The 22,117-nt window shown below is 68.0% G+C and carries 22 protein-coding genes; 8 read left to right on the top strand and 14 right to left on the bottom strand.

The window, feature by feature from the left end; translation table 11 throughout:
- Positions 1 to 11: 11 nt before the first annotated feature.
- Positions 12 to 443 carry a hypothetical protein gene (locus AC1RVW_RS18680; RefSeq protein ID WP_081270099.1) on the bottom strand — a complete coding sequence of 144 codons (432 nt, stop codon included), beginning with the start codon at positions 441 to 443 and terminating at the stop codon, positions 12 to 14.
- Between the two features lie 144 nt (positions 444 to 587).
- On the opposite strand from AC1RVW_RS18680, the gene AC1RVW_RS18675 reads away from it, so the two are divergent.
- Positions 588 to 722: a hypothetical protein gene (locus tag AC1RVW_RS18675; protein WP_301335862.1), complete on the top strand. Its 135-nt coding sequence runs from the start codon at positions 588 to 590 to the stop codon at positions 720 to 722.
- On the top strand, positions 722 to 1,681 hold the full coding sequence (gshB, locus tag AC1RVW_RS18670; protein ID WP_081270082.1) for a glutathione synthase: 960 nt from the start codon (positions 722 to 724) through the stop codon (positions 1,679 to 1,681). The genes AC1RVW_RS18675 and gshB overlap by 1 nt, the downstream gene beginning before the upstream one ends.
- A 9-nt stretch (positions 1,682 to 1,690) precedes the next feature.
- On the opposite strand, the gene AC1RVW_RS18665 is transcribed toward gshB, so the two are convergent.
- From AC1RVW_RS18665 to AC1RVW_RS18650, 4 genes are all read right to left on the bottom strand, one after another.
- The gene (locus AC1RVW_RS18665; RefSeq protein ID WP_493201685.1) at positions 1,691 to 3,910 is read right to left on the bottom strand and encodes a TonB-dependent receptor; all 2,220 of its coding nucleotides are present in this window, start codon (positions 3,908 to 3,910) and stop codon (positions 1,691 to 1,693) included.
- Between the two features lie 115 nt (positions 3,911 to 4,025).
- Positions 4,026 to 4,793 carry a class II glutamine amidotransferase gene (locus tag AC1RVW_RS18660; RefSeq protein WP_493201683.1) on the bottom strand — a complete coding sequence of 256 codons (768 nt, stop codon included), beginning with the start codon at positions 4,791 to 4,793 and terminating at the stop codon, positions 4,026 to 4,028.
- A 39-nt stretch (positions 4,794 to 4,832) separates the two neighbouring features.
- Complete coding sequence (locus tag AC1RVW_RS18655) at positions 4,833 to 5,978, bottom strand: ABC transporter substrate-binding protein (RefSeq protein WP_493201681.1); 1,146 nt, start codon at positions 5,976 to 5,978, stop codon at positions 4,833 to 4,835.
- A gap of 78 nt (positions 5,979 to 6,056) precedes the next feature.
- Positions 6,057 to 7,562, bottom strand: coding sequence for an MFS transporter (locus tag AC1RVW_RS18650; protein WP_081270078.1), 1,506 nt, complete (start codon positions 7,560 to 7,562; stop codon positions 6,057 to 6,059).
- Between the two features lie 145 nt (positions 7,563 to 7,707).
- On the opposite strand from AC1RVW_RS18650, the gene AC1RVW_RS18645 reads away from it, so the two are divergent.
- On the top strand, positions 7,708 to 9,045 hold the full coding sequence (locus AC1RVW_RS18645) for a zinc-binding metallopeptidase family protein (protein ID WP_493201680.1): 1,338 nt from the start codon (positions 7,708 to 7,710) through the stop codon (positions 9,043 to 9,045).
- Here the strand turns inward: AC1RVW_RS18645 and AC1RVW_RS18640 are convergent.
- The 5 genes from AC1RVW_RS18640 to AC1RVW_RS18620 all read right to left on the bottom strand — a co-directional run bounded on the left by AC1RVW_RS18640 (position 9,036) and on the right by AC1RVW_RS18620 (position 13,034).
- Complete coding sequence (locus AC1RVW_RS18640; protein ID WP_493201679.1) at positions 9,036 to 9,266, bottom strand: cysteine-rich CWC family protein; 231 nt, start codon at positions 9,264 to 9,266, stop codon at positions 9,036 to 9,038. The two genes, AC1RVW_RS18645 and AC1RVW_RS18640, sit on opposite strands and share 10 nt — an antisense overlap.
- A complete protein-coding gene (locus AC1RVW_RS18635; RefSeq protein WP_493201678.1) occupies positions 9,266 to 10,522 on the bottom strand; it encodes a 6-phosphofructokinase in 1,257 nt (418 codons plus the stop codon). Before AC1RVW_RS18635 ends, AC1RVW_RS18640 begins: the two co-directional genes overlap by 1 nt.
- A gap of 57 nt (positions 10,523 to 10,579) precedes the next feature.
- Positions 10,580 to 11,383 carry an enoyl-CoA hydratase-related protein gene (locus AC1RVW_RS18630; RefSeq protein WP_493201676.1) on the bottom strand — a complete coding sequence of 268 codons (804 nt, stop codon included), beginning with the start codon at positions 11,381 to 11,383 and terminating at the stop codon, positions 10,580 to 10,582.
- A gap of 5 nt (positions 11,384 to 11,388) precedes the next feature.
- Entirely contained in the window at positions 11,389 to 12,567 is a 1,179-nt protein-coding gene (locus tag AC1RVW_RS18625; RefSeq protein WP_493201674.1) for an acetyl-CoA C-acetyltransferase, read from the bottom strand.
- A 134-nt stretch (positions 12,568 to 12,701) separates the two neighbouring features.
- Positions 12,702 to 13,034 carry a DUF2917 domain-containing protein gene (locus AC1RVW_RS18620; RefSeq protein ID WP_493201672.1) on the bottom strand — a complete coding sequence of 111 codons (333 nt, stop codon included), beginning with the start codon at positions 13,032 to 13,034 and terminating at the stop codon, positions 12,702 to 12,704.
- Between the two features lie 82 nt (positions 13,035 to 13,116).
- Here AC1RVW_RS18620 and AC1RVW_RS18615 point away from each other — a divergent pair, with 82 nt between their 5' ends.
- Entirely contained in the window at positions 13,117 to 14,043 is a 927-nt protein-coding gene (locus AC1RVW_RS18615; RefSeq protein ID WP_285411501.1) for a LysR substrate-binding domain-containing protein, read from the top strand.
- A 7-nt stretch (positions 14,044 to 14,050) separates the two neighbouring features.
- Here AC1RVW_RS18615 and AC1RVW_RS18610 read toward each other — a convergent pair whose 3' ends face one another.
- Complete coding sequence (locus AC1RVW_RS18610; RefSeq protein WP_106935962.1) at positions 14,051 to 14,629, bottom strand: fasciclin domain-containing protein; 579 nt, start codon at positions 14,627 to 14,629, stop codon at positions 14,051 to 14,053.
- On the opposite strand from AC1RVW_RS18610, the gene AC1RVW_RS18605 reads away from it, so the two are divergent.
- Together AC1RVW_RS18605 and AC1RVW_RS18600 are read left to right on the top strand one after the other, a co-directional pair.
- Positions 14,616 to 14,873 carry a hypothetical protein gene (locus AC1RVW_RS18605; RefSeq protein ID WP_409194728.1) on the top strand — a complete coding sequence of 86 codons (258 nt, stop codon included), beginning with the start codon at positions 14,616 to 14,618 and terminating at the stop codon, positions 14,871 to 14,873. The two genes, AC1RVW_RS18610 and AC1RVW_RS18605, sit on opposite strands and share 14 nt — an antisense overlap.
- A 168-nt stretch (positions 14,874 to 15,041) precedes the next feature.
- Positions 15,042 to 15,257 carry a hypothetical protein gene (locus AC1RVW_RS18600; protein WP_106935961.1) on the top strand — a complete coding sequence of 72 codons (216 nt, stop codon included), beginning with the start codon at positions 15,042 to 15,044 and terminating at the stop codon, positions 15,255 to 15,257.
- Here AC1RVW_RS18600 and AC1RVW_RS18595 read toward each other — a convergent pair.
- Positions 15,236 to 16,546 (bottom strand): MFS transporter, encoded by a 1,311-nt coding sequence (locus tag AC1RVW_RS18595; protein WP_493201669.1) that lies wholly within the window; start codon positions 16,544 to 16,546, stop codon positions 15,236 to 15,238. The genes AC1RVW_RS18600 and AC1RVW_RS18595 overlap by 22 nt on opposite strands.
- A gap of 162 nt (positions 16,547 to 16,708) precedes the next feature.
- On the opposite strand from AC1RVW_RS18595, the gene AC1RVW_RS18590 reads away from it, so the two are divergent.
- The gene (locus AC1RVW_RS18590) at positions 16,709 to 17,911 is read left to right on the top strand and encodes a PDDEXK nuclease domain-containing protein (RefSeq protein ID WP_493201667.1); all 1,203 of its coding nucleotides are present in this window, start codon (positions 16,709 to 16,711) and stop codon (positions 17,909 to 17,911) included.
- Positions 17,912 to 17,959: 48 nt separating this feature from the next.
- Here the strand turns inward: AC1RVW_RS18590 and AC1RVW_RS18585 are convergent, their stop codons facing one another.
- Positions 17,960 to 20,134: a malate synthase G gene (locus AC1RVW_RS18585; RefSeq protein ID WP_493201665.1), complete on the bottom strand. Its 2,175-nt coding sequence runs from the start codon at positions 20,132 to 20,134 to the stop codon at positions 17,960 to 17,962.
- A 204-nt stretch (positions 20,135 to 20,338) separates the two neighbouring features.
- Between AC1RVW_RS18585 and hisC the strand changes: the two genes are divergently transcribed.
- Complete coding sequence (gene hisC, locus AC1RVW_RS18580) at positions 20,339 to 21,316, top strand: histidinol-phosphate transaminase (protein ID WP_493201663.1); 978 nt, start codon at positions 20,339 to 20,341, stop codon at positions 21,314 to 21,316.
- Between the two features lie 44 nt (positions 21,317 to 21,360).
- Here hisC and AC1RVW_RS18575 read toward each other — a convergent pair whose 3' ends face one another.
- Complete coding sequence (locus tag AC1RVW_RS18575) at positions 21,361 to 22,101, bottom strand: IclR family transcriptional regulator (protein WP_081270067.1); 741 nt, start codon at positions 22,099 to 22,101, stop codon at positions 21,361 to 21,363.
- Between the last annotated feature and the right edge of the window lie 16 nt (positions 22,102 to 22,117).

Below are 22,117 nucleotides of genomic sequence, written 5' to 3'. Positions count from 1 at the left end.
CGGCGGCCTCGTCACAGCACGGCGAGGCCGGCGCGCACCAGCAGCCATTCGGCGCTGTCGTTCCACACGTCCATCTGCACGATCAGGCCGTGGCGCACCACGTAGCGGTCGACGTATCGATTGCCTTCGAAGGCCGTGCCGTCGGGCCATGCGCCGTAGAGCGTGCCGAGGCTGTAGACCACCGTTTCCTCGGGCGTGCCGCCGGCCACCGTCTCGGTGCGCTCGATCTTCTTCTTGACCCAGGCATAGCGCTTCGCATTGAAGGCCGAGGTGTCGCCGGGTGCCTGCATCGGCCGGTTGCCGGTGAAGCGGATGCGGATGTCCGGTGCGGTGAAGCGGGAGGCCGACTGCGGGTCGGGAATCATCACCAGGCGAAGGAACTCGTCCACCACGGCGGCGGGGTCGAGCGCGGGATGGCTCTGCTGCGAAACGGATGCTTCCACGGGGTTCTCCAATCTTGCTGGGCCATGGCGGTGCACGGCGGGATGTCGCAAGCGGGTTCGTGCAAGTCCCGTGCCCGATGGTTGACATTGTGTCGATCAGATTGTTGACAATCTGGCGCTGACGGCTCCCGGCACAATCGCGCGATGCGATTGCTCCAGACCGGCCGCGCGCATGGAGAAAAAGCCCCGGCCGGCAAGGACATCGCCGCTTCCGGCAACATCGCGCCCCGATACCCGGCGGCGCCCGCCGTTCGTGGCACCGCAAGAAAGAACGCCTGATGAAAAACATCCTCTTCGTCGCCGACCCGCTCGATCATTTCAAGATCTACAAGGACACCACCTTCTCGATGATGCGCGAGGCCCAGCGCCGCGGCCACCGCATCGCGGCCTGCCTGCCGCAGGACATCCAGTGGAAGTCGGGCGGTTTCGTCACCGCCACGGTGCAGCAGATCACGCTGACGGGCGACGCGAAGGACTGGTACCGCGTCGACATCACCGAGTCGAAGGCGCTGAAGGACTTCGACGCGGTGCTGATGCGCAAGGACCCGCCCTTCGACGCCGAGTACATCTACGCGACGCACCTGCTGGAGCAGGCCGAGCGCGAGGGCGGCCGGGTGGTCAACTCGCCGCGCGCGCTGCGAGACCACCCCGAGAAGCTCGCGATCATGGAGTTTCCGCAGTTCGTCACGCCAACGCTGGTCACGCGCAGCGCGCAGGCGGTGCGCGACTTCCATGCGGAGCACGGCGACATCATCCTGAAGCCGCTCGACGGCATGGGCGGCATGGGCATCTTCCGCGTGAAGCAGGACGCGCTGAACCTCGGCTCCATCGTCGAGACGCTCAACAAGGACGGCGCCGAGACCATCATGGTGCAGCGCTTCGTGCCCGAAGTCGTCCAGGGCGACAAGCGCATCCTGATCATCGCGGGCGAGCCGGCGCCCTTCGTGCTGGCGCGCATTCCGCAAGGCACCGAGGTGCGCGGCAACCTCGCTGCCGGTGGCAAGGGCGTGGCGCAGCCGCTGACCGCGCGCAACCGCGAGATCGCGGAAACCATCGGCCGTGTGCTCGCGCCGCGCGGGCTGCTGCTGATCGGGCTCGACGTGATCGGCGACTCGGTCACCGAAATCAACGTGACCAGCCCGACCTGCTTCCAGGAAATCACCGAGCAGACCGGCTTCGACGTGCCGGCCATGTTCATCGATGCGCTGGAAGCGACCCTGCAGCCGCAGGGCCGCTGAGCTCCAGCGTCAGAAGTCGATGGTGCCGCTCAGCGAGAAGGTGCGCGGCGCGCCCAGCACCAGGTAGTTGCTGCCCTGCGTGCCGCCCACCGAGGCCCAGTACGACTTGTTGAACAGGTTGTCGATGCGCGCACGCAGCGTGAGCGCACGGCCGTTGCCCAGGTCGACCAGGTAGCGCGCGCCGATGTCGAAGCGCGTCCACGACGGCACCGACTGGGTGTTGGCGGCGTTGGCGTATTGCTTCGAGGTGTAGAGCACGCGGGCGTTCAGCGACAGGTTGCGCAGGCCCGGCACGTCCCATTCGGCGCCCAGGTTGGCTTGCTGCTTGGCCACGCCGATGGCGGTGAGGCCGTCGGTGGCGCCGCCTTGGGTGTTCTTCTGCTTGGCGTCGAGCAGCGTCAGGCCGCCGAGCAGGCGCAGGCCCTTGGTCGGCTGGCCGAACACAGAGAACTCCAGGCCCTGGTTGCGCTGCTTGCCGTACAGGCCGTAGGTCTGGCCCGAGTAGTAGTACGTCGGCTGGTCGGTGGTGAAGAACGCGGCACTGGCGCCGAGCGTGCCGCCGTCGTACTTGACGCCGACTTCCTTCTGCTTGGCCTGGTAGGGCGCGAAGATTTCGCCGGCATTGGTGACGGGGCGGTTGTTCACCGTGGTGCCCGCCACGTTGCCCTTGACCAGGCCTTCGATGTAGTTGGCGTAGGCCGAGACGGTCGGCGTGATCTTGAACACGACGCCGGCCACCGGGGTGGTCTTGCTCTTGTCGTAGTCGCTGGTCTGCTTGAGCGTGTTGTAGGCGTAGCTGGTCTGCTTGATGGTCTGGCGGCGCGCGCCGAGGGTGACGAGCAGGCGGTCGTCCATGAACGCCATGGTGTCGGCGACGGCCACGCTCGATGTTTCGATGCGGTCGGTCAGGCGCGGGTCGTCGAGCGTGTTGGCTGTGACATTGTTCAGGACGGGATAAGGAGATGCGTAAGGCGCATAGATATTGTTAAGCAATGGGGCGCGAGGCGACGAGGTGGTGTACGCGTTGTCGCGGTCGTTGCTGTACTTGGCGGCCGAGGCCACCAGCGTGTGCTTCACCGGGCCGGTGGTGAAGTTGCCGCGCACGCCGATTTCGCCGGTGCCGATGCGGTCTTCGCGGGTGTTGCTGAAGCGCGTGTTGCTGGTGTTGCCGAAGGCGTCGGTGAGCGTCGGGTTCGACAGCACGTTGTCTTCGCTGCTGCGACGCACGCCGCCGGCGGCCCAGGCGGTGATGTTGTCGGTGATGTCGACTTCGCCGCGGAAGGTGGCGAACTTGTCCTTTTCCTTCGAATACGTCCAGGGCTGGGCGAAGTTGGTGCGGGCGTCGGGCGCTCGCGGGATCGGCAGCGTGGACGAGGGCGTCAGGCTCGGGCGGCCGTCTTTCAGGTCGTAGTCCTGGTAGCCGAAGTCGGCCGACAGGCGCACGTTGCGGTTGTGCCAGTCGAGGCCGACGCCGAAGGCGCTGAGCTGCTGGCTTTCCTTGTTCACGCCGGTGCCGCCTTCACGGCGCACCGCGTTCACGCGCACGCCCAGGCTGTCGTCGGGACCGAAGCGGCGGGCCAGGTCGAGATTGACGAAGCCCTGGCCGCCGCTCTGCACGCCGAAGCCGACACGCGTGAGCGCTTCGTTGGGCGCGCGCTTGGGCAGCAGGTTGATCGCGCCGCCGATGCCGCTGCCGCCGGGGGCAGCGCCGTTCAGGAAGGTGTTGGCGCCGCGGAACACTTCCACGCGCTCGAAGAATTCGGAGGCGATGTACTGGCGCGGCAGCATGCCGTAGAGGCCGTTGTACGACACGTCGTCCGAGTACACGGGGAAGCCGCGCACCACGTACAGCTCCTGGAAGTTGCCGAAGCCGCGCGCCTGGCGCACCGACGGGTCGTTCAGCAGCACGTCGGCCACGCTCTTGGCCTGCTGGTCCTGGATCAGCTCGTTGGTGTAGTTGGTGCTGGAGAAGGGCGTGCTCATCATGTCCTGGGTGCCCAGGATGCCGACGCGCCCGCCGCGTGCCACCTGGCCGCCGGCATAGGGCTTGGCCAGGCCCTCGGCCGATGCGTCGGCGCTGGCTTCCACGTTCACCGTGGCCAGCGTGCCGCTCGACGCCGTTGCGGCGGCGGGTTCGGCCGCGTTGTTCTGGGCCAGTGCCGCCACGGCATGGAGCGCGAGCAGCGTTGCGGCCACGACAGGCCGAAGATGGAAATGAGATGCGGGCATGGACGGTTCGAAAGATGCAAATGAGAACAGTTATTGTTCTCGCACTTTCGTCCGTCCGCTGATACTTTATTGCACTGTTGCGAAAATGTGTCAGTAGAAAGGTTGCAACCTCGGCTCAGTACCCCGAAAGCCGTCCATCCACGAACACATGAAGCTCGCCGGGCGCGAACTGCGTCCAGGTTTCGTTGGTCGTGAGCGGCGCCGTCACCACCACCGCCACGCAGTCGCTGGGGGTGGTGTGCTGCGCGAAGTCGATCGCCAGGTCTTCGTCGGAGAGCTGCGCGGTGACGAACGGATGCTGCCGCTCCACGTACCAGAGGTTGGTCGACGCGTGGGCCCACAGCGCCTGCCCGTTGGACAGCATGAAGTTGAAGGTGCCGTGGCTCGCCAGTTGCGGCGCCAGTTCGCGCAGCGTGAGCGTCAGCTCCTCGATGCTCGGCACTCCCGCGTGCGACTTGGCCAGCTCCTGCATGATCCAGCAGAAGGCATGCTCGCTGTCGGTATTGCCCACCGGGTGGAAGTTGCCGTGCAGGCGCGGGCGGAATTCCTTCAGGTCGCCGTTATGGGCGAACACCCAGTAGCGCCCCCACAGCTCGCGCACGAACGGGTGGCAGTTCTGCAGGTTGACCTCGCCCTGCGTCGCCTTGCGGATGTGCGCGATGACGTTGCGGCTCTGGATGGGATAGCGCCGGATCAGCTCGGCCACCGGCGATTCGCACGCCGGCTGGTGGTCCACGAAGTGGCGCAGCCCGCGGTCCTCGAAGAACGCGATGCCCCAGCCGTCGGCATGGTGATCGGTGCGGCCGCCGCGCTGCGCGAACCCCGTGAAGCTGAAGGTCACGTCGGTCGGCGTGTTGCAGTTCATCCCTAGCAATTGACACATGCCCGCAATTAGACCGCGATTCGCGCGGCCGGGCGTCCGCTAGCGCAGGAACTTGCCTTCCTTCGTCACCCGCACCATCTCGATGAAGCGCGAGCCGGTGTTGCTGGCGCCGGTGAAATCGATCTCCATGTTGTTCACCCGCAGCTTCATCGCCTTGAGCGTGGCATGCAGCCTGGCGCGCGTCAGGTCGCGCCCGGTGCGGCGCAGCGCCTCGATCATCACCAGCGCGTTCACGTAGCCTTCGTAGCTCAGATAGCCCACGTCGACCTTGGCGCGCTCGGCCAGCTGCCGATACTCTCTTGCGCCGGTGTCCACCTCGCTCCACGGGTAGGGCACGATCTGCGAGATGGCCAGCCCGCTGGTCTTGTCGCCCACCAGCCGCGCCGTGACGTCGCCCGGCACGATCGACATGCCATAGAACATCTGGCGCCCGCCCGCGGCCCAGGCGCTCTTCATCACCTCGCCGCCGATGCCGCCGCCCAGGTACATGATGACCGCCTGCGCCTTGCTGTCCGCCAGCGCCTTGCCCGAGGCCTCGTTGGCCGAGCCGTCGCCCTTCACCGGCACGGCGGCCACGGGCTTGAGCTGCAGCGTGGCGAGCGCGGCCTCGACCAGCCTGGCCACTTCGGCGCCGCCGGGGTTGTCGAGGTAGGCCACCGCGATCCGCGAGACTCCGATGGTCGTCAGGTGCTGCACCAGCGCCTGCGCCTCGCGCGCGAAGGTGGCGCGCACGAAGTAGCCGGAGCCCGCCACCTTCTCGCGCGCCGAATCCGACACCGCATACCCGCCGACCATCGGCGCGCCGCTCTGGTTCAGCACCTTGGCCGCCGCCGCGGTGGTGCCCGAGCCCACGCAGCCGAAGAAGGCGAAGGCGCGGTGCTCGGCGAGCAGCTTCTCGTAGTTGGCCACCGCCTTCTCGGGCACCAGTTCGTCGTCGAGCGACACCAGCCGGATCTTGCGGCCCGACAGGCCGCCCTGCGCATTCACCGCGTCGAAAGCCAGCCCCGCGCCGGCCACCACGACCTTGATCGGCGCCCCGAGCGGCCCGCTCAGGATGCCGGTGAGGCCGAGCACGATTTCGGTGTCCGCCGCGCCGCTTTCGGCGGCCTGGGCGGAAGACATGAGCCCGAGCGCGGGCACGGCGACGGCCGCCGCCGAAGCGGCAATGAAATTTCTGCGATGCATGGGAAATGGGGCTCGCTGGCGAGTTCGATACAACTGATAACAATTGAAATCGAAAGCCCCGTCTTCCGCCGCCGGGGTTTACCCAGGCTTGCGCACAGTCTCCGCCGGCCCCTGCCGCAGCTGCCAAGCCGCGCAGATCGCCAGCGCGCACAGCCCCGCGAGCATCGCGAACACCTCGTCGAAGGCCGCCAGCCGCGCCGGGCTGCTCATCGGGTTGGCGAGCGAATCGCCGTGCGCCGCCAGCCGCCACTCGAGCACGATGGCGCACAGGCTCACGCCGGCCGCGCCGCCCAGCATGCGCACGAAGTTGATGGCGCTGGCGCCCTGCGGAATCAGCGGCTTGGCCAGCGGCCGCATCGAGCCCAGGTTGAGCGAGGGCAGGATGAAACCCAGCCCGATGCGCCCGATGATCGCGAACGCCACCAGCAGCCACAGCGCGCTGTCCAGCCGCAGCACCATCATCAGCGCGAACGACGCGGCCAGCAGCGCCAGCCCGATGGTCACCAGCACCCAGGTCGGATGCCTGTCGGCCAGCCGGCCCACGCCGGCGATGGTCAGCGCCAGCACGATGCCCGCCGGCAGCAGGATGGTGCCCACGTGCGAGGCCGACAGGTGCAGCCCGACCTGCATGTAAACCGGCAGCAGGTAGGTCGAGCCGAACAGCGCCGTGCCGTAGATGAACGCCACCACGCTGCCCATCGCGAACTGCCGGTACTGGAACAGCGCCAGGTTCATCAGCGGTGTGCCGCCCGAAGCCGCCAGCCGCCGCTGCCACCACACGAAGGCGCCGAACGCCGCCAGCGCGCCGGCCAGCAGCAGCCCTGCCTGCAGGGGCGAATCGCCGCGCAGCGCCACCAGCCCGTTGAGCAGGCACAGCGTGCCGATGGTGCCCAGCGCCAGCCCGCGCCCGTCGAGCCCGCCGCCGCGCACCGCCGCCACGCCGCCGGGCGCCGTGGTCGGCACGAACTTGTAGGCCAGCCAGAGCGAGGCCAGGCAGAACGGCACCACCATGAAGAAGATCGAGCGCCAGCCGAACAGGTCGACCAGCACACCGCCGATGCTCGGCCCGATGGCCGGCGCCAGCACCACGCCCATGCCGAAGATGCCGCTCGCGCGCCCCTGCTCGTGCGGCTCGAAGGCGCGCAGGATGATGATGGCCGGAATCGGCTGCACCACCCCCGCCGCCAGCCCTTCGGCCACGCGCGCGAACAGCACCAGCGAGAAGTCGTTGGCCACCCCGCCCACGATGCCGCCCAGCAGGAGCAGCACCATCGTGCCGACATAGGTGCGCCGGTAGCCGTAGCGCGACAGCAGCCACGGCGTGGTGAGCATCGAGACCGTCATCGCCACCATGAAGCCCGAGCTCACCCACTGCGCGCGCTCCTGCCCGAGCGAAAAGTGATGGCTCATGCCCGGAATGGCCACGTTGACGATGGTCGAGGACATGATCGACGCCATCGTCCCCACCATGACCGACAGCAGGAGGTACCAGCGATAGCGTTCGCCATAGCGCTGGCGCAGCGTGCCGATGGAGGGCGGGGCCGGCGTGCTCGCGGCTTCTTCGGGTGTCTGTGGGGAGGTCATGGGGCGGCGGAATGTCTCGGGGTCCGTCGTCCTACAAGCATATCGGTGTTTGCGCGATGAGGGCCGTGCCCGCGGGTCGCACAATGGCCCGGCTGTCCCCTCCGCGTCTTCCAGAAGACGTCTTCCAGAAGATCAAGACAACCACATGGATTCCCTGACCGAAGCCCAAGATCCGCAAGGCGGCGCCCCGGCCGCCGCCGAACCCGAAGGCGCGTCCACGCTCGCCACCGAACTCGCCGCGCCCACCGTGAGCCGGGCCTACCGCTGCCAGTGCGGGCGCCCCGTGTTCCTGCGCAACAGCGAATGCCTGGCCTGCCACACGCCGCTGGGCTACGTGGTCGACCGCCTCGGCGTCGTGCCGCTCGCGCCGGCGCAAGGCGAAGGCGCGCAGCCCGACACCTTCACCGTGTTCGGCGACCCGCACGGCCCCACCTACCACCGCTGCGCCAACCTCATGACGCCCGCCGCCTGCAGCTGGATGGTGCCGGCCGCGCGCGAAGGCGAGCAGCCGCCCGCCGACCCGCACGGCCTGGCGCCGGGCTACTGCCTGGCGTGCAGCGTCACCCGCACCATTCCCGACCTGTCGGTGGAGAGCAACGGCGAGCTCTGGCGCAAGCTGGAAACCGCCAAGCGCCGGCTCATTTCGCAGCTGCTCGCGCTCGGCCTGCCCGTGGTGAGCCGCCACGTCGATCCGGTGCACGGCATGACCTTCGACTTCCTGAGCAACGTGCCGGGCGGCCCGCACGTCATGACCGGCCACGACAACGGCGTGATCACCCTCAACGCCGAAGAGGCCGAGGACGCCGTGCGCGAGCGCATCCGCGCCGAGATGCGCGAGCCCTACCGCACGCTGCTCGGCCATTTCCGCCACGAGATCGGCCACTACTACTGGGACCTGCTGGTGCAGCCCACGCCGTGGATCGACGACTTCCGCGCGCTCTTCGGCGACGAGCGCGCCGACTACGCGGCCGCGCTCCAGACCCACTACGAACAGGGCCCGCCGCCCGACTGGACCGACCGCTACGTCAGCAGCTACGCCAGCACGCACCCGTGGGAAGACTGGGCCGAGACCTGGGCGCACTACCTGCACATGGCCGACACGGCGGACACCGCGATGAGCTTCGGCGTGGATGCGGCCAACGTCGAGCTCACGAACGACCTGTTCACCCTCGACGACCTGTGGCAGCCGGACCACCCCGATGCCGGCCAGTTCCTCGACTTCATCAACGGCTGGGTGCTGCTCACCAACGTGCTCAACGAGCTGTCGCGCAGCATGGGCCAGCCCGACTACTACCCCTTCGTGCTGCCGCGCACGGCCGTGGGCAAGCTGCAGTTCATCCACCAGGTGATCACGCAGCAGCGGCAGGGCGATACGCCGTCGATGGTGATGTCGGGCGAGGTGGCCGCGCCGGAGGCTGTGCAGTCCCAGACGCAATCACAGACGCAGGCCCAGTCGCAGTCCCAGGACGCCGCTCAGTCCTGACGCTGCGGCGCGGCGCCCGTCGCGCAGCGCATGCAGATGCACGCCAGCCCGCGCATTTCTTCCGGCAGGTTGGTCAGCGGCGCATTGCTGAAGTCGACCTGCATGCACCAGCAGGGCGGCTGCGCCTGGCCGGTCTCGCGTTCGATCTCCATCGCGCAGCGGTTCGGCCCGCCGCACAGCGGGCAGCGCGTGGCGTCGATGACCGCCGTGCCGGTTGCCATCATGCGATCTCGAAGGCCGGCAGCTTCTTCGGCACGGCCAGGTTGCGCAGCGTGGTGTACACCGGCAGGCCGCCGCTGTAGGCGGGGTAGTCCTCGCCCTCGATCAGCGGCAGCAGGTAGCGGCGGCACTTCTCGGTGATGCCGTAGCCGTCGTCCGAGATGAAGTCGCGCGGCATCGGCTTCTCGACATTCGCCACCGCCTCCAGCGGTGCGCTGCCGATGCGGTAGGTGTACGGCACGTCGGACATGCGCTCGATGGTCGGCATCACCGCGTTGCGGCCTTCCAGCGCAAGCTCCACCGCGCGCTGGCCCAGTTCGTAGGCCTGCTTCACGTCGGTGGCCGAGGCGATGTGGCGCGCCGCGCGCTGCAGGTAGTCGGCCACGGCCCAGTGGAACTTGTGGCCCAGCGCGTCCTTGACCATCTGCGCCACCACCGGCGCCGCGCCGCCGAGCTGCGCATGGCCGAAGGCATCGCGCGTGCCCTGTTCGGCGAGGAAGGTGCCGTCGGGGTGGTGGCAGCCCTCGGACACCACCACCGAGCAATAGCCGTGCTGCTTCACCAGTTCGTCGACACGCGCCAGGAAGCGCACCTTGTCGAACTCGATCTCCGGGAACAGCACCACCACCGGAATGCCCTGGTCCGCGGCGAGCCCGCCGGCCGCGGCGATCCATCCCGCGTGCCGCCCCATCACTTCGAGCACGAATACCTTGGTCGATGTCGCCGCCATCGAGCGCACGTCGAACGAGGCCTCGATGGTCGACACCGCCACGTATTTCGCGACCGAGCCGAAGCCCGGGCAGCAGTCGGTCAGCGGCAGGTCGTTGTCGATGGTCTTGGGCACGTGGATGGCCTGCAGCGCATAGCCCATCGACTGCGACAGCTGGCTCACCTTGAAGCAGGTGTCGGCCGAATCGCCGCCGCCGTTGTAGAAGAAGTAGCCGATGCCGTGCGCCTTGAACACCTCGATCAGCCGCTCGTACTCGCGCCGGTTCTTCTCCAGCGACTTGAGCTTGTAGCGGCACGAGCCGAAGGCGCCGGAAGGCGTGGTGCGCAGCGCCGCGATGGCTTCGGCCGGTTCGGCGCCGGTGTCGATCAGGTCCTCGGTCAGCGCGCCGATGATGCCGTTGCGCCCGGCGTAGAGCTTGCCGATGCGTTCCGGGTGCCGGCGCGCCGTCTCGATCACGCCGCAGGCCGACGCATTGATGACCGAGGTGACGCCGCCTGATTGGGCGTAGAAGGCATTGGGGATGGGCATGCGCGGCATTGTCACGCAGCCCCCGGGCCGGCGCCAGCGGGCGCCGGTGTCGGAATGTCAGCGGCTCTCGAAGACCGGCGGGCGCTTCTGCAGGAACGCGCTCACGCCTTCGCGGAAGCTGGGCCGGTCGATCAGATCGCGCTGGCGTTCGCTCTCGTAGTGCAGCTGTTCCCCCAGCGAGTGGCGCTCCGCGGCGTCGAAAGCCTCGCGCGCCTCGACCACCGCATGCGCCGGCAGCCGGGCGAGGCGCTGCGCGACGCCGGTGGCTTCTTCCATCAGCTGCGCGTCGTCCACGCAGGACCAGATCAGGCCCCACTGCACCGCGCGCTCCGCCTCCACGCGCTCGTCGAGCAGCGCCATGCCCATGGCGCGCGCCCGTCCGGCGCGGCGCGGAATGGCCCAGGTGCAACCGAGGTCGGGCACGATGCCGAGCTTGGGCAGGAAGGGCAGGTAGAAGTAGGCGCTGCGCGCCGCGATGGTCACGTCGGCCGCGAGCGCCAGGCCCACGCCCGCGCCGGCCGCCGGGCCGTTCACTGCGGCCACCACCGGCACCGGCAGGGTGCGCAGCGTCTCGATCAGCGGATTGCTGAGTTCCTGCATCCACTCGGCGGTTTGCGTGCCGAGCGACTTGCCGGTTTCGCCGGGCGCCATCGCGCTCAGGTCCGCGCCCACGCAGAAAGCCTTGCCGGCGCCGGTGAGGATCACGGCGCGCACCGCGCGGTCGTCGCGGATGCGCTCCAGCGCGTCGCGCAGCTCGACCTGCAGCTCGCGCGCGATCGGGTTCAGCTTGGCCGGCAGGTTCAGCGTGAGCGTGGCGATGCCGTCGTTCAGCGCGTGGAGGATGAAAGCCTGGTCGCTCATTGCCGTCAAAGCCTTTCCACGATGGTCACGTTGGCCATGCCGCCGCCTTCGCACATGGTCTGCAGGCCGTAGCGCTTGCCGCGCTTCGCCAGCGCGTGGATCAGCGTGGTCATGAGCTTGGTGCCCGAGGCGCCCAGCGGATGCCCCAGCGCGATGGCGCCGCCGTTCACGTTGAGCCGCGCCGGGTCGGCGTCGAGCGCCTGCAGCCATGCGATGGGCACCGGCGCGAAGGCTTCGTTCACTTCGTACAGGTCGATGTCGCCGATCTTCATGCCGGCCTTCTTCAGCGCGCGCTGCGTCGCGGGCAGCGGGGCTTCCAGCATGATGACCGGGTCGTGCCCCATCACGCTCATGTGGTGGATGCGCGCCAGCGGCTTCACGCCCAGCGCCTTCAGGCCGCGCTCGTTCACCACCAGCACGCCGCTCGCGCCGTCGCAGATCTGGCTCGCGGTGGCGGCGGTGCAGCGCCCGCCCTCGGCGATCAGCTTCACGCCTGCGATGCCTTCGAGCGTCGCATCGAAGCGGATGCCTTCGTCCACCGTGTGCGCCTCGCCGCTGCGGGTGCCGTCGGCCAGCAGCACGTCGACCGGCACGATCTCGTCGTCGAACGCGCCCACGCGGGTCGCGGCGATCGCGCGGTGGTGGCTCTCCAGCGCATAGCGGTCGAGCGCGCTTTTCTCGATGCCGTAGTTCCTGGCGATCATTTCCGCGCCGGTGAACTGGCTGAATTCAACCCCGGGGTAGCGCGCCTTCATCGCGGGGCTCATGTAGGTGCCCAGCCCCGCCTTCGCGGGCAGCACGTTGGGCGTGAACATCGGCACGCGCGTCATGCTCTCGACGCCGCCCGCGATCACCGCGTCCATGCTGCCCGACATCACGGCCTGTGCCGCGAAGTGCAGCGCCTGCTGCGACGAGCCGCATTGCCGGTCGACCGATGTGCCCGGCACCGATTCAGGCAGCTTCGACGCCAGCACCGCATTGCGCGCGATGTTGGTGGCCTGCTCGCCCACCTGGCTCACGCAGCCGAGGATCACGTCCTCCACCGCCGCCGGGTCGATGCCGCTGCGCGCCACCAGCGCGTTTATCACCTGCGCCGCCAGGTCCGCCGGGTGCCAGCCCGCGAGCTTGCCGCCGCGCCGGCCGCCGGCCGTGCGCGCCGCGGCAACGATGTATGCCTCTGCCATGTCATGTCCTTCGTTCAGGAAGCCTGTGGAATGCCGGACGCCCCAAAGCAAAAAAGCCGCCCGTCAGACAGCGGCGGCAATCGGGATGCATCGGGGCTCATGGGCATCGATGGTTCGACGCCCATGGTGCCCGGTCAAGCCGGGGACAACCCGTGGGGCAGGAGTCGCCAAGGCGACCGCGCGCCGGTGCGCTTGGCGAGGGGAATCGCGGCCGGCTGCGCATCCGACACGGTGATGCACGACGGCTCCAGCGCCGACACCAGCACGCGCCGGTGTTCGGTGCTCTCGAAGCGCTCGCCGGGCGCGAGCACGATGTCGCGCGTGTCGCGGTCCAACGTGACCCAGACCGAGCCGCTGCGGCATTCGATGCCCACGCCGGCGCCGTCGGGCACGGCAAAGACGGAACGCGTCGGCAGGCTGACGTGAAAGCGCGGGGTGGCGCCGGATTTGGTGGGAGAGGTGCTCATGGCAAGCTCCATTGCATTCGTGATACGAATGAATATAGTGAGCCGGCCCCGCACTTACACGCGGTCATTCGGAACTCGTTGCATGCATCCAGAGAATGCGAAAGCCCCGGCCGGCGAGCTGCCGCCACTGGAGTTGCTCCGTACCTTCGAGGCCGCGGCGCGGCGCCTGAGCTTCACGCTCGCGGCCGGCGAACTGCACCTGACGCAATCGGCGGTGAGCCGGCAGATCCAGCAGCTGGAGGCCAGCCTGGGCGTGCTGCTGTTCGAGCGGCGCCACCGCGCGCTGTCGCTCACCGAGGCCGGCGGCGTCATGCAGCGCGCCGTCACCGACAGCCTTGAGCGCCTGCGCGACGCCACCGCGCGCGTGCGCGCCAACTCCGCGCCGCGCCAGGTGGCGATCACCACCACGCCGGGTTTCGCGTCGCTCTGGCTCATTCCCAAGCTGGCGCGCTTCACCGGCACCCATCCGCAGGTGGACGTGCGCGTGTCGGCCACGCTCGATGTGCTCGACCTGGAAAGCAGCCGCATCGACATCGCCGTGCGCTTCGCGCCGATCAGCCGTGGCGTGGGGCCGGCGCTGTTCGAGGAATCGGTGGTGCCGCTGTGCGCGCCCAGGCTCGCCGATGCGCTGCATGCGCCGTCGGACCTGTCGGGCCTCACGCTGCTCACGGTCGACTACGCCGACCCCAGCGAAACGGCGACGACCGACTGGGAACCCTGGCTGCGCGTGATGGGCCTGGCCGACCTGCGCATGAAGAGCACGCTGCGCTTCACCCACTATGCCGACGCGGTGGCGGCGGCGGTGGCGGGGCAGGGCGTGGTGATCGGCCGGATGCCGCTGCTGCGCGAACTCGTGAGAGACGGCCGCCTGGTGGCGCCGCTGGGCGAAGGCGCCGTGTCGCGCCGCGCCTACTTCGTCGAGATGTCGAAGCGCGCCGCGGGCAACCGCGACGCGCAGGACTTCGCCCAATGGCTGCGCGACGAGGCGGACGCCGCGCAGCGGACCTGAAGGAGGATCAACCCGGCAGCAGCACCTTGTTGATCACGTGGATCACGCCGTTCGACTGGTACACGTTGGCGATGGTGACCATCGCGGTGCCGCCCTTGGCATCGGTCACCCAGATGTTGCCGCCGTTCATCGTCGCGGTCAGCGTGCCGCCGCTGGCGGTCTTCAGCACGGCCTTGCCGCCGCCCGCGTTGATCGCGCTCATCAGCGCGGGGCCGTCCATGCGGCCGGGCACCACGTGGTACGTCAGCACCTTGGTCAGCGTGGGCTTGTTCTCGGGCTTGAGCAGCGTGTCGACGGTGCCTGCCGGCAGCGCGGCGAAGGCCTGGTTGGTGGGCGCGAACACGGTGAACGGGCCGGGGCTCTTCAGCGTGTCGACCAGGCCTGCGGCCTTGACAGCGGCGACCAGGGTCGTGTGATCCTTCGAGTTGACGGCGTTGTCGACGATGTCCTTCGTCGGGTACATCGCGGCGCCGCCGACCATCGGGTTCGACGACATGCCGCTGCTGCCACTGCCGCTCATGCCCATGCCGCCAGCGCAAGCGCCGAGCAGGACCGAAACGCCGACTGCAATCATGAGTTTTTTCATTGAAGGCTCCTGGAAAGAATGGTTCTTGAAGGTGTCTGTGGAAACCGCCAACAGCTCGGAGGCGCGATGCGCTTGGATCGGATACGGGGCCGCTTCGCTTTTGGATTCGCACCCGGTTGCAGATTTGTGCCGCGTCGGCTTTGCGCCACAGCCGCGCATGCCGGCCTTGCGGTTCGTGCAGGCGCTCGCCAGAATCCGCCCTTCGTTTTTCGGCAACAGTTTCTTTTCTCACCGCGCCCGGTGACGACCGACCTCCCGGGCGACAACACCAATCAATGAAGCTTTTCCTGAACACCTGACACGCACACCGACCGCCCCGGCCGGACGTGCATCCATGAACCCGCCGAGGCCCATCGACAAAGGCCCCGCGCAGCCATTCGCCGGGGCTTTCTGTTTTTCGGAGTGTGCGCACATGAGTGCTCAACGAAAGGCCCGTGACGACGACAAGCGTCTGGGCCGGTTCTACTTTTCGGTGCCGGCGACGGCACCTCGCAATCCCGTGGTGGCCGCGATGGCGCGCGGCGAATCCAACCAGAAGGCCGGGCGCCACCTGCGCACGCATCGCGCGGAACGGCGCGCGCAGAAGGTGGCCCTGCGGAAGGCCGACTATCGCTTCACGGAGGACTGACCGCCATGCGAGCGCGGCAGCACGAGGAACGCGAGCGTTCCCAGAGCCAGCATGCCGGCCACCGTGAGGAACACCGCGCGGAACGGCTCCGCGCCGTGCGCCACCGCCCACGATGCGGCCACGCCGGTGGTCCACTGCATCAGCGACACGCCGAGGAACATCGCCATGTTCAGCAGCGCCATCGCGCGGCCGGTCATCTCCGCCGGGTAGGCGTTCTTGGTATACGCGTACTGCAGCACGCTGTAGCCCGAGAGCAGGCCGTAGATGACCGGCAGGCCGATGTCGACGACCGCCGAATGCGTCAGCGCCATCGCACCGAACATCAGCGCGCCGGCGACGGCGCAGCTCATCATCCAGCGGCCGCGCCGCGCGCCGCCCGGGTCCATGCGGCCGAACAGCGCGGGGCTGATCATGCCGGCCACCGTCATCACCAGCGCCACGTTGCCGCTGGCCACCAGCGACAGGCCGTGCCGTTCATGCAGCACCGGCCCGAGCCACAAGCCGCGCAGCGTGATGAATGCCGCGTAAGACACGCAGGCAAAGCACAGCAGCCCCAGCGTGTGCGGCATGGCGAACAGCGGCAGCAGTTCGCGCACCGCCTTGCGCAACGACTGGCGTTCAGCCGGCACTTGCTGCCCGCCGCCATGCACTACCGCCGCGCGCGCGGGCTCGCGCACGCGCCAGAAGATGACCAGCCACGAGAGCACCGCGAACCCGGCCAGCGCCGCGTAGCCGGCACGCCAGGATGCGGCTTCGATCAGCAATGCCAGCGGCGTGCCGGTGAACAGAATGCCCATGCCGGCCATGCTCATCACCAGCCCCGACATGGCGGTGAAGCGCGCCGCATCGAAGTGCCGCGCGATGAACACCGTGCACGCCAGGAACGCGGGCGCGCAGCCCACGCCGATCAGCGCCTGCCCCAGCAGCAGCGCATGGAAGCTCGGCGCCATCGCGCACAGCACCGCGCCCGCAATGGCCAGCGGAAAGGCGCTCAGCACCGTGCGGCGCACGCCGAACATGTCGATCGACACGCCCATGCCGAGCTGCATCACGCCGAACGTGAAATGGAAGGTGCCGGCCCACATGCCGAGCTGCTGCGGCGTCAGCCCAAAGTTCTGGGAGAGCGGCGTGGCCATCATCGCGCCCACGGTGCGGAAGGCCTGGCTCAGGGCGAAGGCCGTGGCAAGCGCGACCAACATCGCTGTCGTGGAGGCGGACCAGTGTGAGAAGCGTGCGATGCGGGAGAGGCGTGAGCGCTCCGCGGGCTGGGGTGCCGCGTTCGGATTCATGAGGAGAGAAGGGCCGGAAGGATGAGGCGGCCTGAATGCTAATGGATCGCCATGCAGGCGCGGTCACCGCCGCGACGCGGCTTTCCATGCGGCGCATGATGGAAGGCGCTATAGCGTCGACCATGCCCCCATAATTTCTCACCACCCCTCCAGAGCAGCGCATTGCCCACCCCACCTACCACCCACGCCCGTGCGGCCAAGCCTCCTGGAGCAAAAGCCGTTTCGATTTTCAGCCGCGTTCGCGGGATCCTGGAGGCTGCGCGTGTCGGCGTGACGCGTACGGTCAATACGACGCAGGTTGCGGCCAACTGGTTGATCGGCCGCGAGATCGTCGAAGAAGAGCAGCGTGGGCAGCGCAGGGCAGGCTACGGCGTCAAGCTTCTTGCCGATCTGTCGGCACGGTTGAATGCCGAGTTCGGCCGAGGCTATTCCGTGGACAACCTCGAGGCGTTTCGGCAGTTCTATTTGAATTACCCCATGCTGATTTCCGAGACGGTGTATCGGAAATCGGCCGAGCCCATGGTGCTGCCTCCGGAGGCAAGTTCCGAGGCGACGTCTCGGAAATCCAAGGGCGACAAGGGATGGCAGCCCGGAGCTTTGCATTCGTCTCTGTCATGGAGCCACTATCGGCAGCTCCTGGGTGTGTCGAGGCCGCAGGCGCGTGCCTTCTACGAAATTGAGGCAATCCGCAACGCTTGGTCAGTGCGTGAACTGCAGCGGCAGACATCCAGCCTGCTCTACGACCGCCTGGCGAAGAGCAAGGACAAGAAGGGATTGATGCGGCTGGCGACGCACGGCCAGGAGGTGACACAGCCGCTGGACGCATTCAAGGATCCCATGGTGATCGAGTTTCTCGGACTGCCGGAGTCACCGAAGCTGGTGGAGTCCAGGCTGGAACAGGCACTCATCGACAACCTGCAGACCTTTCTGCTCGAACTGGGCAAGGGCTTCGCGTTCGTGTCGCGGCAGGAGCGAATCACGATCGATGGCGATCACTTCTACGTCGACCTGGTTTTCTATCACGCCGTGCTCAAGTGCTACGTGCTGATCGACCTCAAGGTTGGCAAGTTGACCCATGGCTACCTCGGCCAGATCCAGTTCTATGTGAACTACTATGACCGCGAACGTCGCACCGAAGGCGACAACCCCACGCTGGGTGTGATCCTGTGTCCTGACAAGAACGATGCCGTGGTGAAGTACACGCTCGGCGAGCAACAGGAGCGCAACATCTTCGCAAGCCGCTATCAGCTTCATTTGCCGACGGAGCAGGAACTCGAACGCGAATTGCGCCGTGAACTGAGGCAACTCTCCATGGGGTCGCCCGACGATGCGAAGCCCAAGAGAAAGGCAAAGCCGGGCGCATGAAAAACGGCACCTGAGGTGCCGTTCGCGTCAGTCGGGGCCGAGCAGGTTTCAGGCTTCGCCCTTGACCTTCAGTCGCCACGCATGCAGCAGCGGCTCGGTGTAGCCGCTGGGCTGCTCGATGCCCTTGAACACCAGGTCCTGCGCGGCCTTGTACGCGGCGGAGGTCGCGAAGTTGCCGGCCATCGGCTGGTAGAGCGGGTCGCCGGCGTTCTGCTCGTCGACCACCTTGGCCATGCGCTGGAAGGTCTCGTCGACCTGCGCCTTGGTGACCACGCCGTGCAGCAGCCAGTTGGCGATGTGCTGGCTGGAGATGCGCAGCGTGGCGCGGTCTTCCATCAGGCCGACGTTGTGGATGTCGGGCACCTTCGAGCAGCCCACGCCCTGGTCGATCCAGCGCACCACGTAGCCGAGGATGCCCTGCACGTTGTTGTCGATTTCCTGCTGGCGCTCTTCGGCGGTCCACTTGGCTTCGGCCGCGATCGGCACCTGCAGCAGCGCGTCGAGGATGTTGTCGCGCTCTGCGTCGGCGTCGATCTTTTCCAGCTCCTGCTGCACCGCGGTCACGCTGACCTGGTGGTAGTGCAGCGCATGCAGCGTGGCGGCGGTGGGCGAGGGCACCCAGGCGGTGTTGGCGCCGGCCTTGGGATGCGCGATCTTCTGCTCGAGCATCGCGGCCATCAGGTCGGGCATGGCCCACATGCCTTTGCCGATCTGTGCCTTGCCGCGCAGGCCGCACGACAGGCCGACCAGCACGTTGTTCTTTTCGTAGGCGCCGATCCACGCGCTGGACTTCATGTCGCCCTTGCGGATCATCGGGCCGCCCTGCATGGCGGTGTGCATCTCGTCGCCGGTGCGGTCGAGGAAGCCGGTGTTGATGAAGGCCACGCGCGCGGCGGCCTCGGCGATGCAGGCCTTCAGGTTGACGCTGGTGCGGCGCTCTTCGTCCATGATGCCGAGCTTCACGGTGTTGGCGGGCAGGCCGAGCAGTTGTTCGACGCGGCCGAACAGCTCGCTGGCAAAGGCCACTTCGGCCGGGCCGTGCATCTTCGGCTTGACGATGTAGATGCTGCCGGTGCGCGAGTTGCCCTTGCGCTTCAGGTCGATGGTGGCGATGGTGGTGGTGACCACGGCGTCGAGGATGCCTTCCGGAATCTCCTTGCCGTCCGCGTACAGGATGGCCGGGTTGGTCATCAGGTGGCCGACGTTGCGCAGGAACATGAGCGAGCGGCCGTGCAGCTTCACGGGATTGCCGTCGGCGCCGGTGTATTCGCGGTCGGGGTTCAGGCCGCGCGTGAAGGTCTTGCCGCCCTTGGCGACTTCTTCGGTCAGCGTGCCTTCGACGATGCCCAGCCAGTTCGAATACGCGACCACCTTGTCGGCCGCGTCGACCACGGCCACCGAGTCTTCGAGGTCGAGGATGGTCGAGAGCGCGGCTTCGAGCACCAGGTCGCTCACGCCGGCCGCGTCGCTCTTGCCGATGGGCGTGGAGCGGTCGATGCGGATGTCGAGGTGGATGCCGTTGTGCTTGAGCAGCACCGACGACGGCGAGGCGGCGTCGCCCTGGTAGCCGATGAACTGCGATGCGTCGGCCAGGCCGGTGCTGCTGCTCTGCAGTGCGACGACGAGCTTGCCGTCCTTCACGCTGTAGCCCGTGGCCTGCTTGTGCGAGCCGTTGGCCAGAGGCGCGGCCTGGTCGAGCACGTTGCGCGCGAATTCGATGACCTTGGCGCCGCGCACCGGGTTGTAGCCGGAGCCCTTTTCGGCGCCGCCGGTTTCGGGAATGGCGTCGGTGCCGTAGAGCGCGTCGTACAGCGAGCCCCAGCGTGCGTTGGCGGCGTTCAGTGCGTAGCGCGCATTGAGGATGGGCACCACCAGCTGCGGGCCTGCCTGCAGCGCGAGTTCGGAGTCGACGTTGGCCGTGGTGGCCTTCGCGCCCTTGGGCTGCGGCAGCAGGTAGCCGATCTTCTCGAGGAAGGCGCGGTAGGCCGGCATGTCGGTAATGGGGCCGGGGTTCTTCTTGTGCCAGGCGTCGAGCTCGCTCTGCAGGCGGTCGCGTTCGGCGAGCAGGGCGATGTTCTTCGGCGCGAGGTCGCTGACGATGGCGTCGAAGCCTTTCCAGAAGACGTCGCTGGCCACGCCGCTGGCGGGCAGGACCTTGTCCTCGATGAAGCGGTGGAGCTCGGTCGCGACCTGGAGTCCGTGGGCGGTGGTGCGGGCGGTCATGGGGTTCTCCTTGAGAAAGATGCAGTCTTGGGATGAACTTTATTCGATACTTTGCTGGCCAGTAAGAGCCGCAAGCGGGATTTATCCGTGACAAAAATAGAGGTAATCGAACGAGCGAGCTGCGGCGCGCAAAGGGTAGGCACTGACAAGAATGCCGTGACCGCCGGATATATTTAACTTCTTAAATAAATCCCGACCTGTTCCATGATTCTGCTGGCCTCCAACGAAAACCCCCTCGGCATGCCCGAATCGGCCCGTCGCGCCGCCGCCGCCGCGCTCGAGGGCGCGGGCAACTACCCCGACAGCAACGGCACGGCCCTGAAGAACGCGCTGGCCGCCCGGCTCGACGTGCCGGCCGACTGGCTCACGCTGGGCAGCGGGTCGAGCGAGATCCTCGAGCTGGCGGCCCAGGTGAGCCTGAAGCCGGGCGAGGGCGTCGTCTATTCGCAGTACGGCTTCATCGTCTATGCCGCGGCCACGGCGCATGCCCACGCGCACGCAACCGTCGTGCCGGCGCGCGAGTTCGGCCACGACCTCGACGCCATGCGCGCCGCCATCGGCGACGACACCAGACTGGTGTTCGTGGCCAACCCCAACAATCCGACCGGCACCTTCATCGACGCCGCGCCGCTGCTGGCCTTCTTGCAGTCGGTGCCCGCGCATGTGACGGTGCTGCTGGACGAGGCCTACACCGAATACCTCTCGCCCGCGCAGCGCTACGACAGCATCGAGTGGGTGCGCCGCCTGCCGAACCTGATCGTGGCGCGCACTTTCTCCAAGGCCTTCGGCCTGGCCGGGCTGCGCATCGGCTACGGCGTGTCGCAGCCGGCGCTCACGGCGCGCATGAACGCACAACGCCCGCGCTTCAACGTGACGACGCCCGCACAGGCCGCCGCGGTGGCCGCGCTCGGCGACACGGACTTCCTGGCGCGCACCTACGCGCTCAACACCGCGGGGCGCGACCAGCTCGCGGCCGGCTTCAAGGAGCTTGGCCTGCCCTGCGTTCCTTCTTCCGGCAACTTCCTGATGGTGCAGGTCGGCGATGCGCAGGCGGTGCATGCGCGCCTGCTGGCCGCCGGCATCGAGGTGTCGCTGCTCGGCCCCTACGGCCTGCCGCAATGGCTGCGCATCAGCGTGGGGCTGCCCGAGCAGAACCGCGCGGTGCTCGCCGCGCTGCACTGACTGACTGACTGACTGACTGACTGACTGACTGACGCCGGGCGGCGTCAGACCTGCCCGCTCAGCTCCTTCGCCGCGGCGCGCACCGGCTCGATGTAGCGCTCGTCGTACCGGTGCGTGGGCATCGTCAGCGTCACGGCCGCCGCGAGGCTGCCGTCCGCATGGAACACCGGCGCCGAGATTCCCGCCAGTTCGGCGGTGCGGTCGCCCACCAGCGCGCAGTAGCCCCGCGCGCGAATGTCCTCGTAGAGCTTGCGTTCTCCGGCGCCGAGCGGCAGGTCGCGCTCCGGGCCGAAGGCGATGAGCACGCGCGCACCCGCGCCCCGGTCGTTGGGCAGCAGGTCGCCGGCGCGCACGTGGTCGCGCACCACGTGCGATGAATCGATCCGAAACTGGCACAGCCGCACCCAGCTGCCGCCCTGCGCCTGCCGCACGTGATACGCCGCGCTTTCGCCGGTGGTCGCCGCGAGCGCGCGCAGCACCGGCAGCACGATGCGGTCGACCGAAAGCGACGCCGCATACAGCCCATGCAGCCGCGCGATCTCCATGCCCAGCGCATAGCGGCCGTCGTCCTGGCGGCGGATCAGCCGCGCGTGTTCGAGCGAGGCCAGCAGCCGCAGCACGGTGCTCTTGTAGAGCTGCGTGCGTTCGGCGAACTGCGCAAGCGACAGCGCCTCGTCGCCCGGGCGGAACGCCGAGAGCAGGCTCAGCGCGCGGTCGACCGCGGCGGCGCCGCCGGGGGCGGCATTCAGGTCGGAGGCGGATTGAGTCTGGGCTTTGCGTGGCATGGGCGGGAACGGCTCG

This window comes from Variovorax sp. MPBD4-3 (genome assembly GCF_058809745.1).
The sequence above is the reverse complement of the archived record's forward strand: the minus strand, read 5'-3'. Positions and strand labels throughout refer to the sequence as shown.

Coding starts and splice junctions, on each gene's coding strand:
- AC1RVW_RS18610 (WP_106935962.1), bottom strand. CDS start 14,629: ATGAAAAAACTCATGATTGCAGTCGGCGTTTCGGTCCTGCTCGGCGCT.
- AC1RVW_RS18585 (WP_493201665.1), bottom strand. CDS start 20,134: ATGACCGCCCGCACCACCGCCCACGGACTCCAGGTCGCGACCGAGCTC.
- AC1RVW_RS18665 (WP_493201685.1), bottom strand. CDS start 3,910: ATGCCCGCATCTCATTTCCATCTTCGGCCTGTCGTGGCCGCAACGCTG.
- AC1RVW_RS18650 (WP_081270078.1), bottom strand. CDS start 7,562: ATGACCTCCCCACAGACACCCGAAGAAGCCGCGAGCACGCCGGCCCCG.
- AC1RVW_RS18620 (WP_493201672.1), bottom strand. CDS start 13,034: ATGAGCACCTCTCCCACCAAATCCGGCGCCACCCCGCGCTTTCACGTC.
- AC1RVW_RS18655 (WP_493201681.1), bottom strand. CDS start 5,978: ATGCATCGCAGAAATTTCATTGCCGCTTCGGCGGCGGCCGTCGCCGTG.
- AC1RVW_RS18630 (WP_493201676.1), bottom strand. CDS start 11,383: ATGAGCGACCAGGCTTTCATCCTCCACGCGCTGAACGACGGCATCGCC.
- AC1RVW_RS18675 (WP_301335862.1), top strand. CDS start 588: ATGCGATTGCTCCAGACCGGCCGCGCGCATGGAGAAAAAGCCCCGGCC.
- AC1RVW_RS18605 (WP_409194728.1), top strand. CDS start 14,616: ATGAGTTTTTTCATTGAAGGCTCCTGGAAAGAATGGTTCTTGAAGGTG.
- AC1RVW_RS18625 (WP_493201674.1), bottom strand. CDS start 12,567: ATGGCAGAGGCATACATCGTTGCCGCGGCGCGCACGGCCGGCGGCCGG.
- AC1RVW_RS18575 (WP_081270067.1), bottom strand. CDS start 22,101: ATGCCACGCAAAGCCCAGACTCAATCCGCCTCCGACCTGAATGCCGCC.
- AC1RVW_RS18645 (WP_493201680.1), top strand. CDS start 7,708: ATGGATTCCCTGACCGAAGCCCAAGATCCGCAAGGCGGCGCCCCGGCC.
- AC1RVW_RS18595 (WP_493201669.1), bottom strand. CDS start 16,546: ATGAATCCGAACGCGGCACCCCAGCCCGCGGAGCGCTCACGCCTCTCC.
- hisC (WP_493201663.1), top strand. CDS start 20,339: ATGATTCTGCTGGCCTCCAACGAAAACCCCCTCGGCATGCCCGAATCG.
- AC1RVW_RS18615 (WP_285411501.1), top strand. CDS start 13,117: ATGCATCCAGAGAATGCGAAAGCCCCGGCCGGCGAGCTGCCGCCACTG.
- gshB (WP_081270082.1), top strand. CDS start 722: ATGAAAAACATCCTCTTCGTCGCCGACCCGCTCGATCATTTCAAGATC.
- AC1RVW_RS18660 (WP_493201683.1), bottom strand. CDS start 4,793: ATGTGTCAATTGCTAGGGATGAACTGCAACACGCCGACCGACGTGACC.
- AC1RVW_RS18635 (WP_493201678.1), bottom strand. CDS start 10,522: ATGCCCATCCCCAATGCCTTCTACGCCCAATCAGGCGGCGTCACCTCG.
- AC1RVW_RS18640 (WP_493201679.1), bottom strand. CDS start 9,266: ATGGCAACCGGCACGGCGGTCATCGACGCCACGCGCTGCCCGCTGTGC.
- AC1RVW_RS18600 (WP_106935961.1), top strand. CDS start 15,042: ATGAGTGCTCAACGAAAGGCCCGTGACGACGACAAGCGTCTGGGCCGG.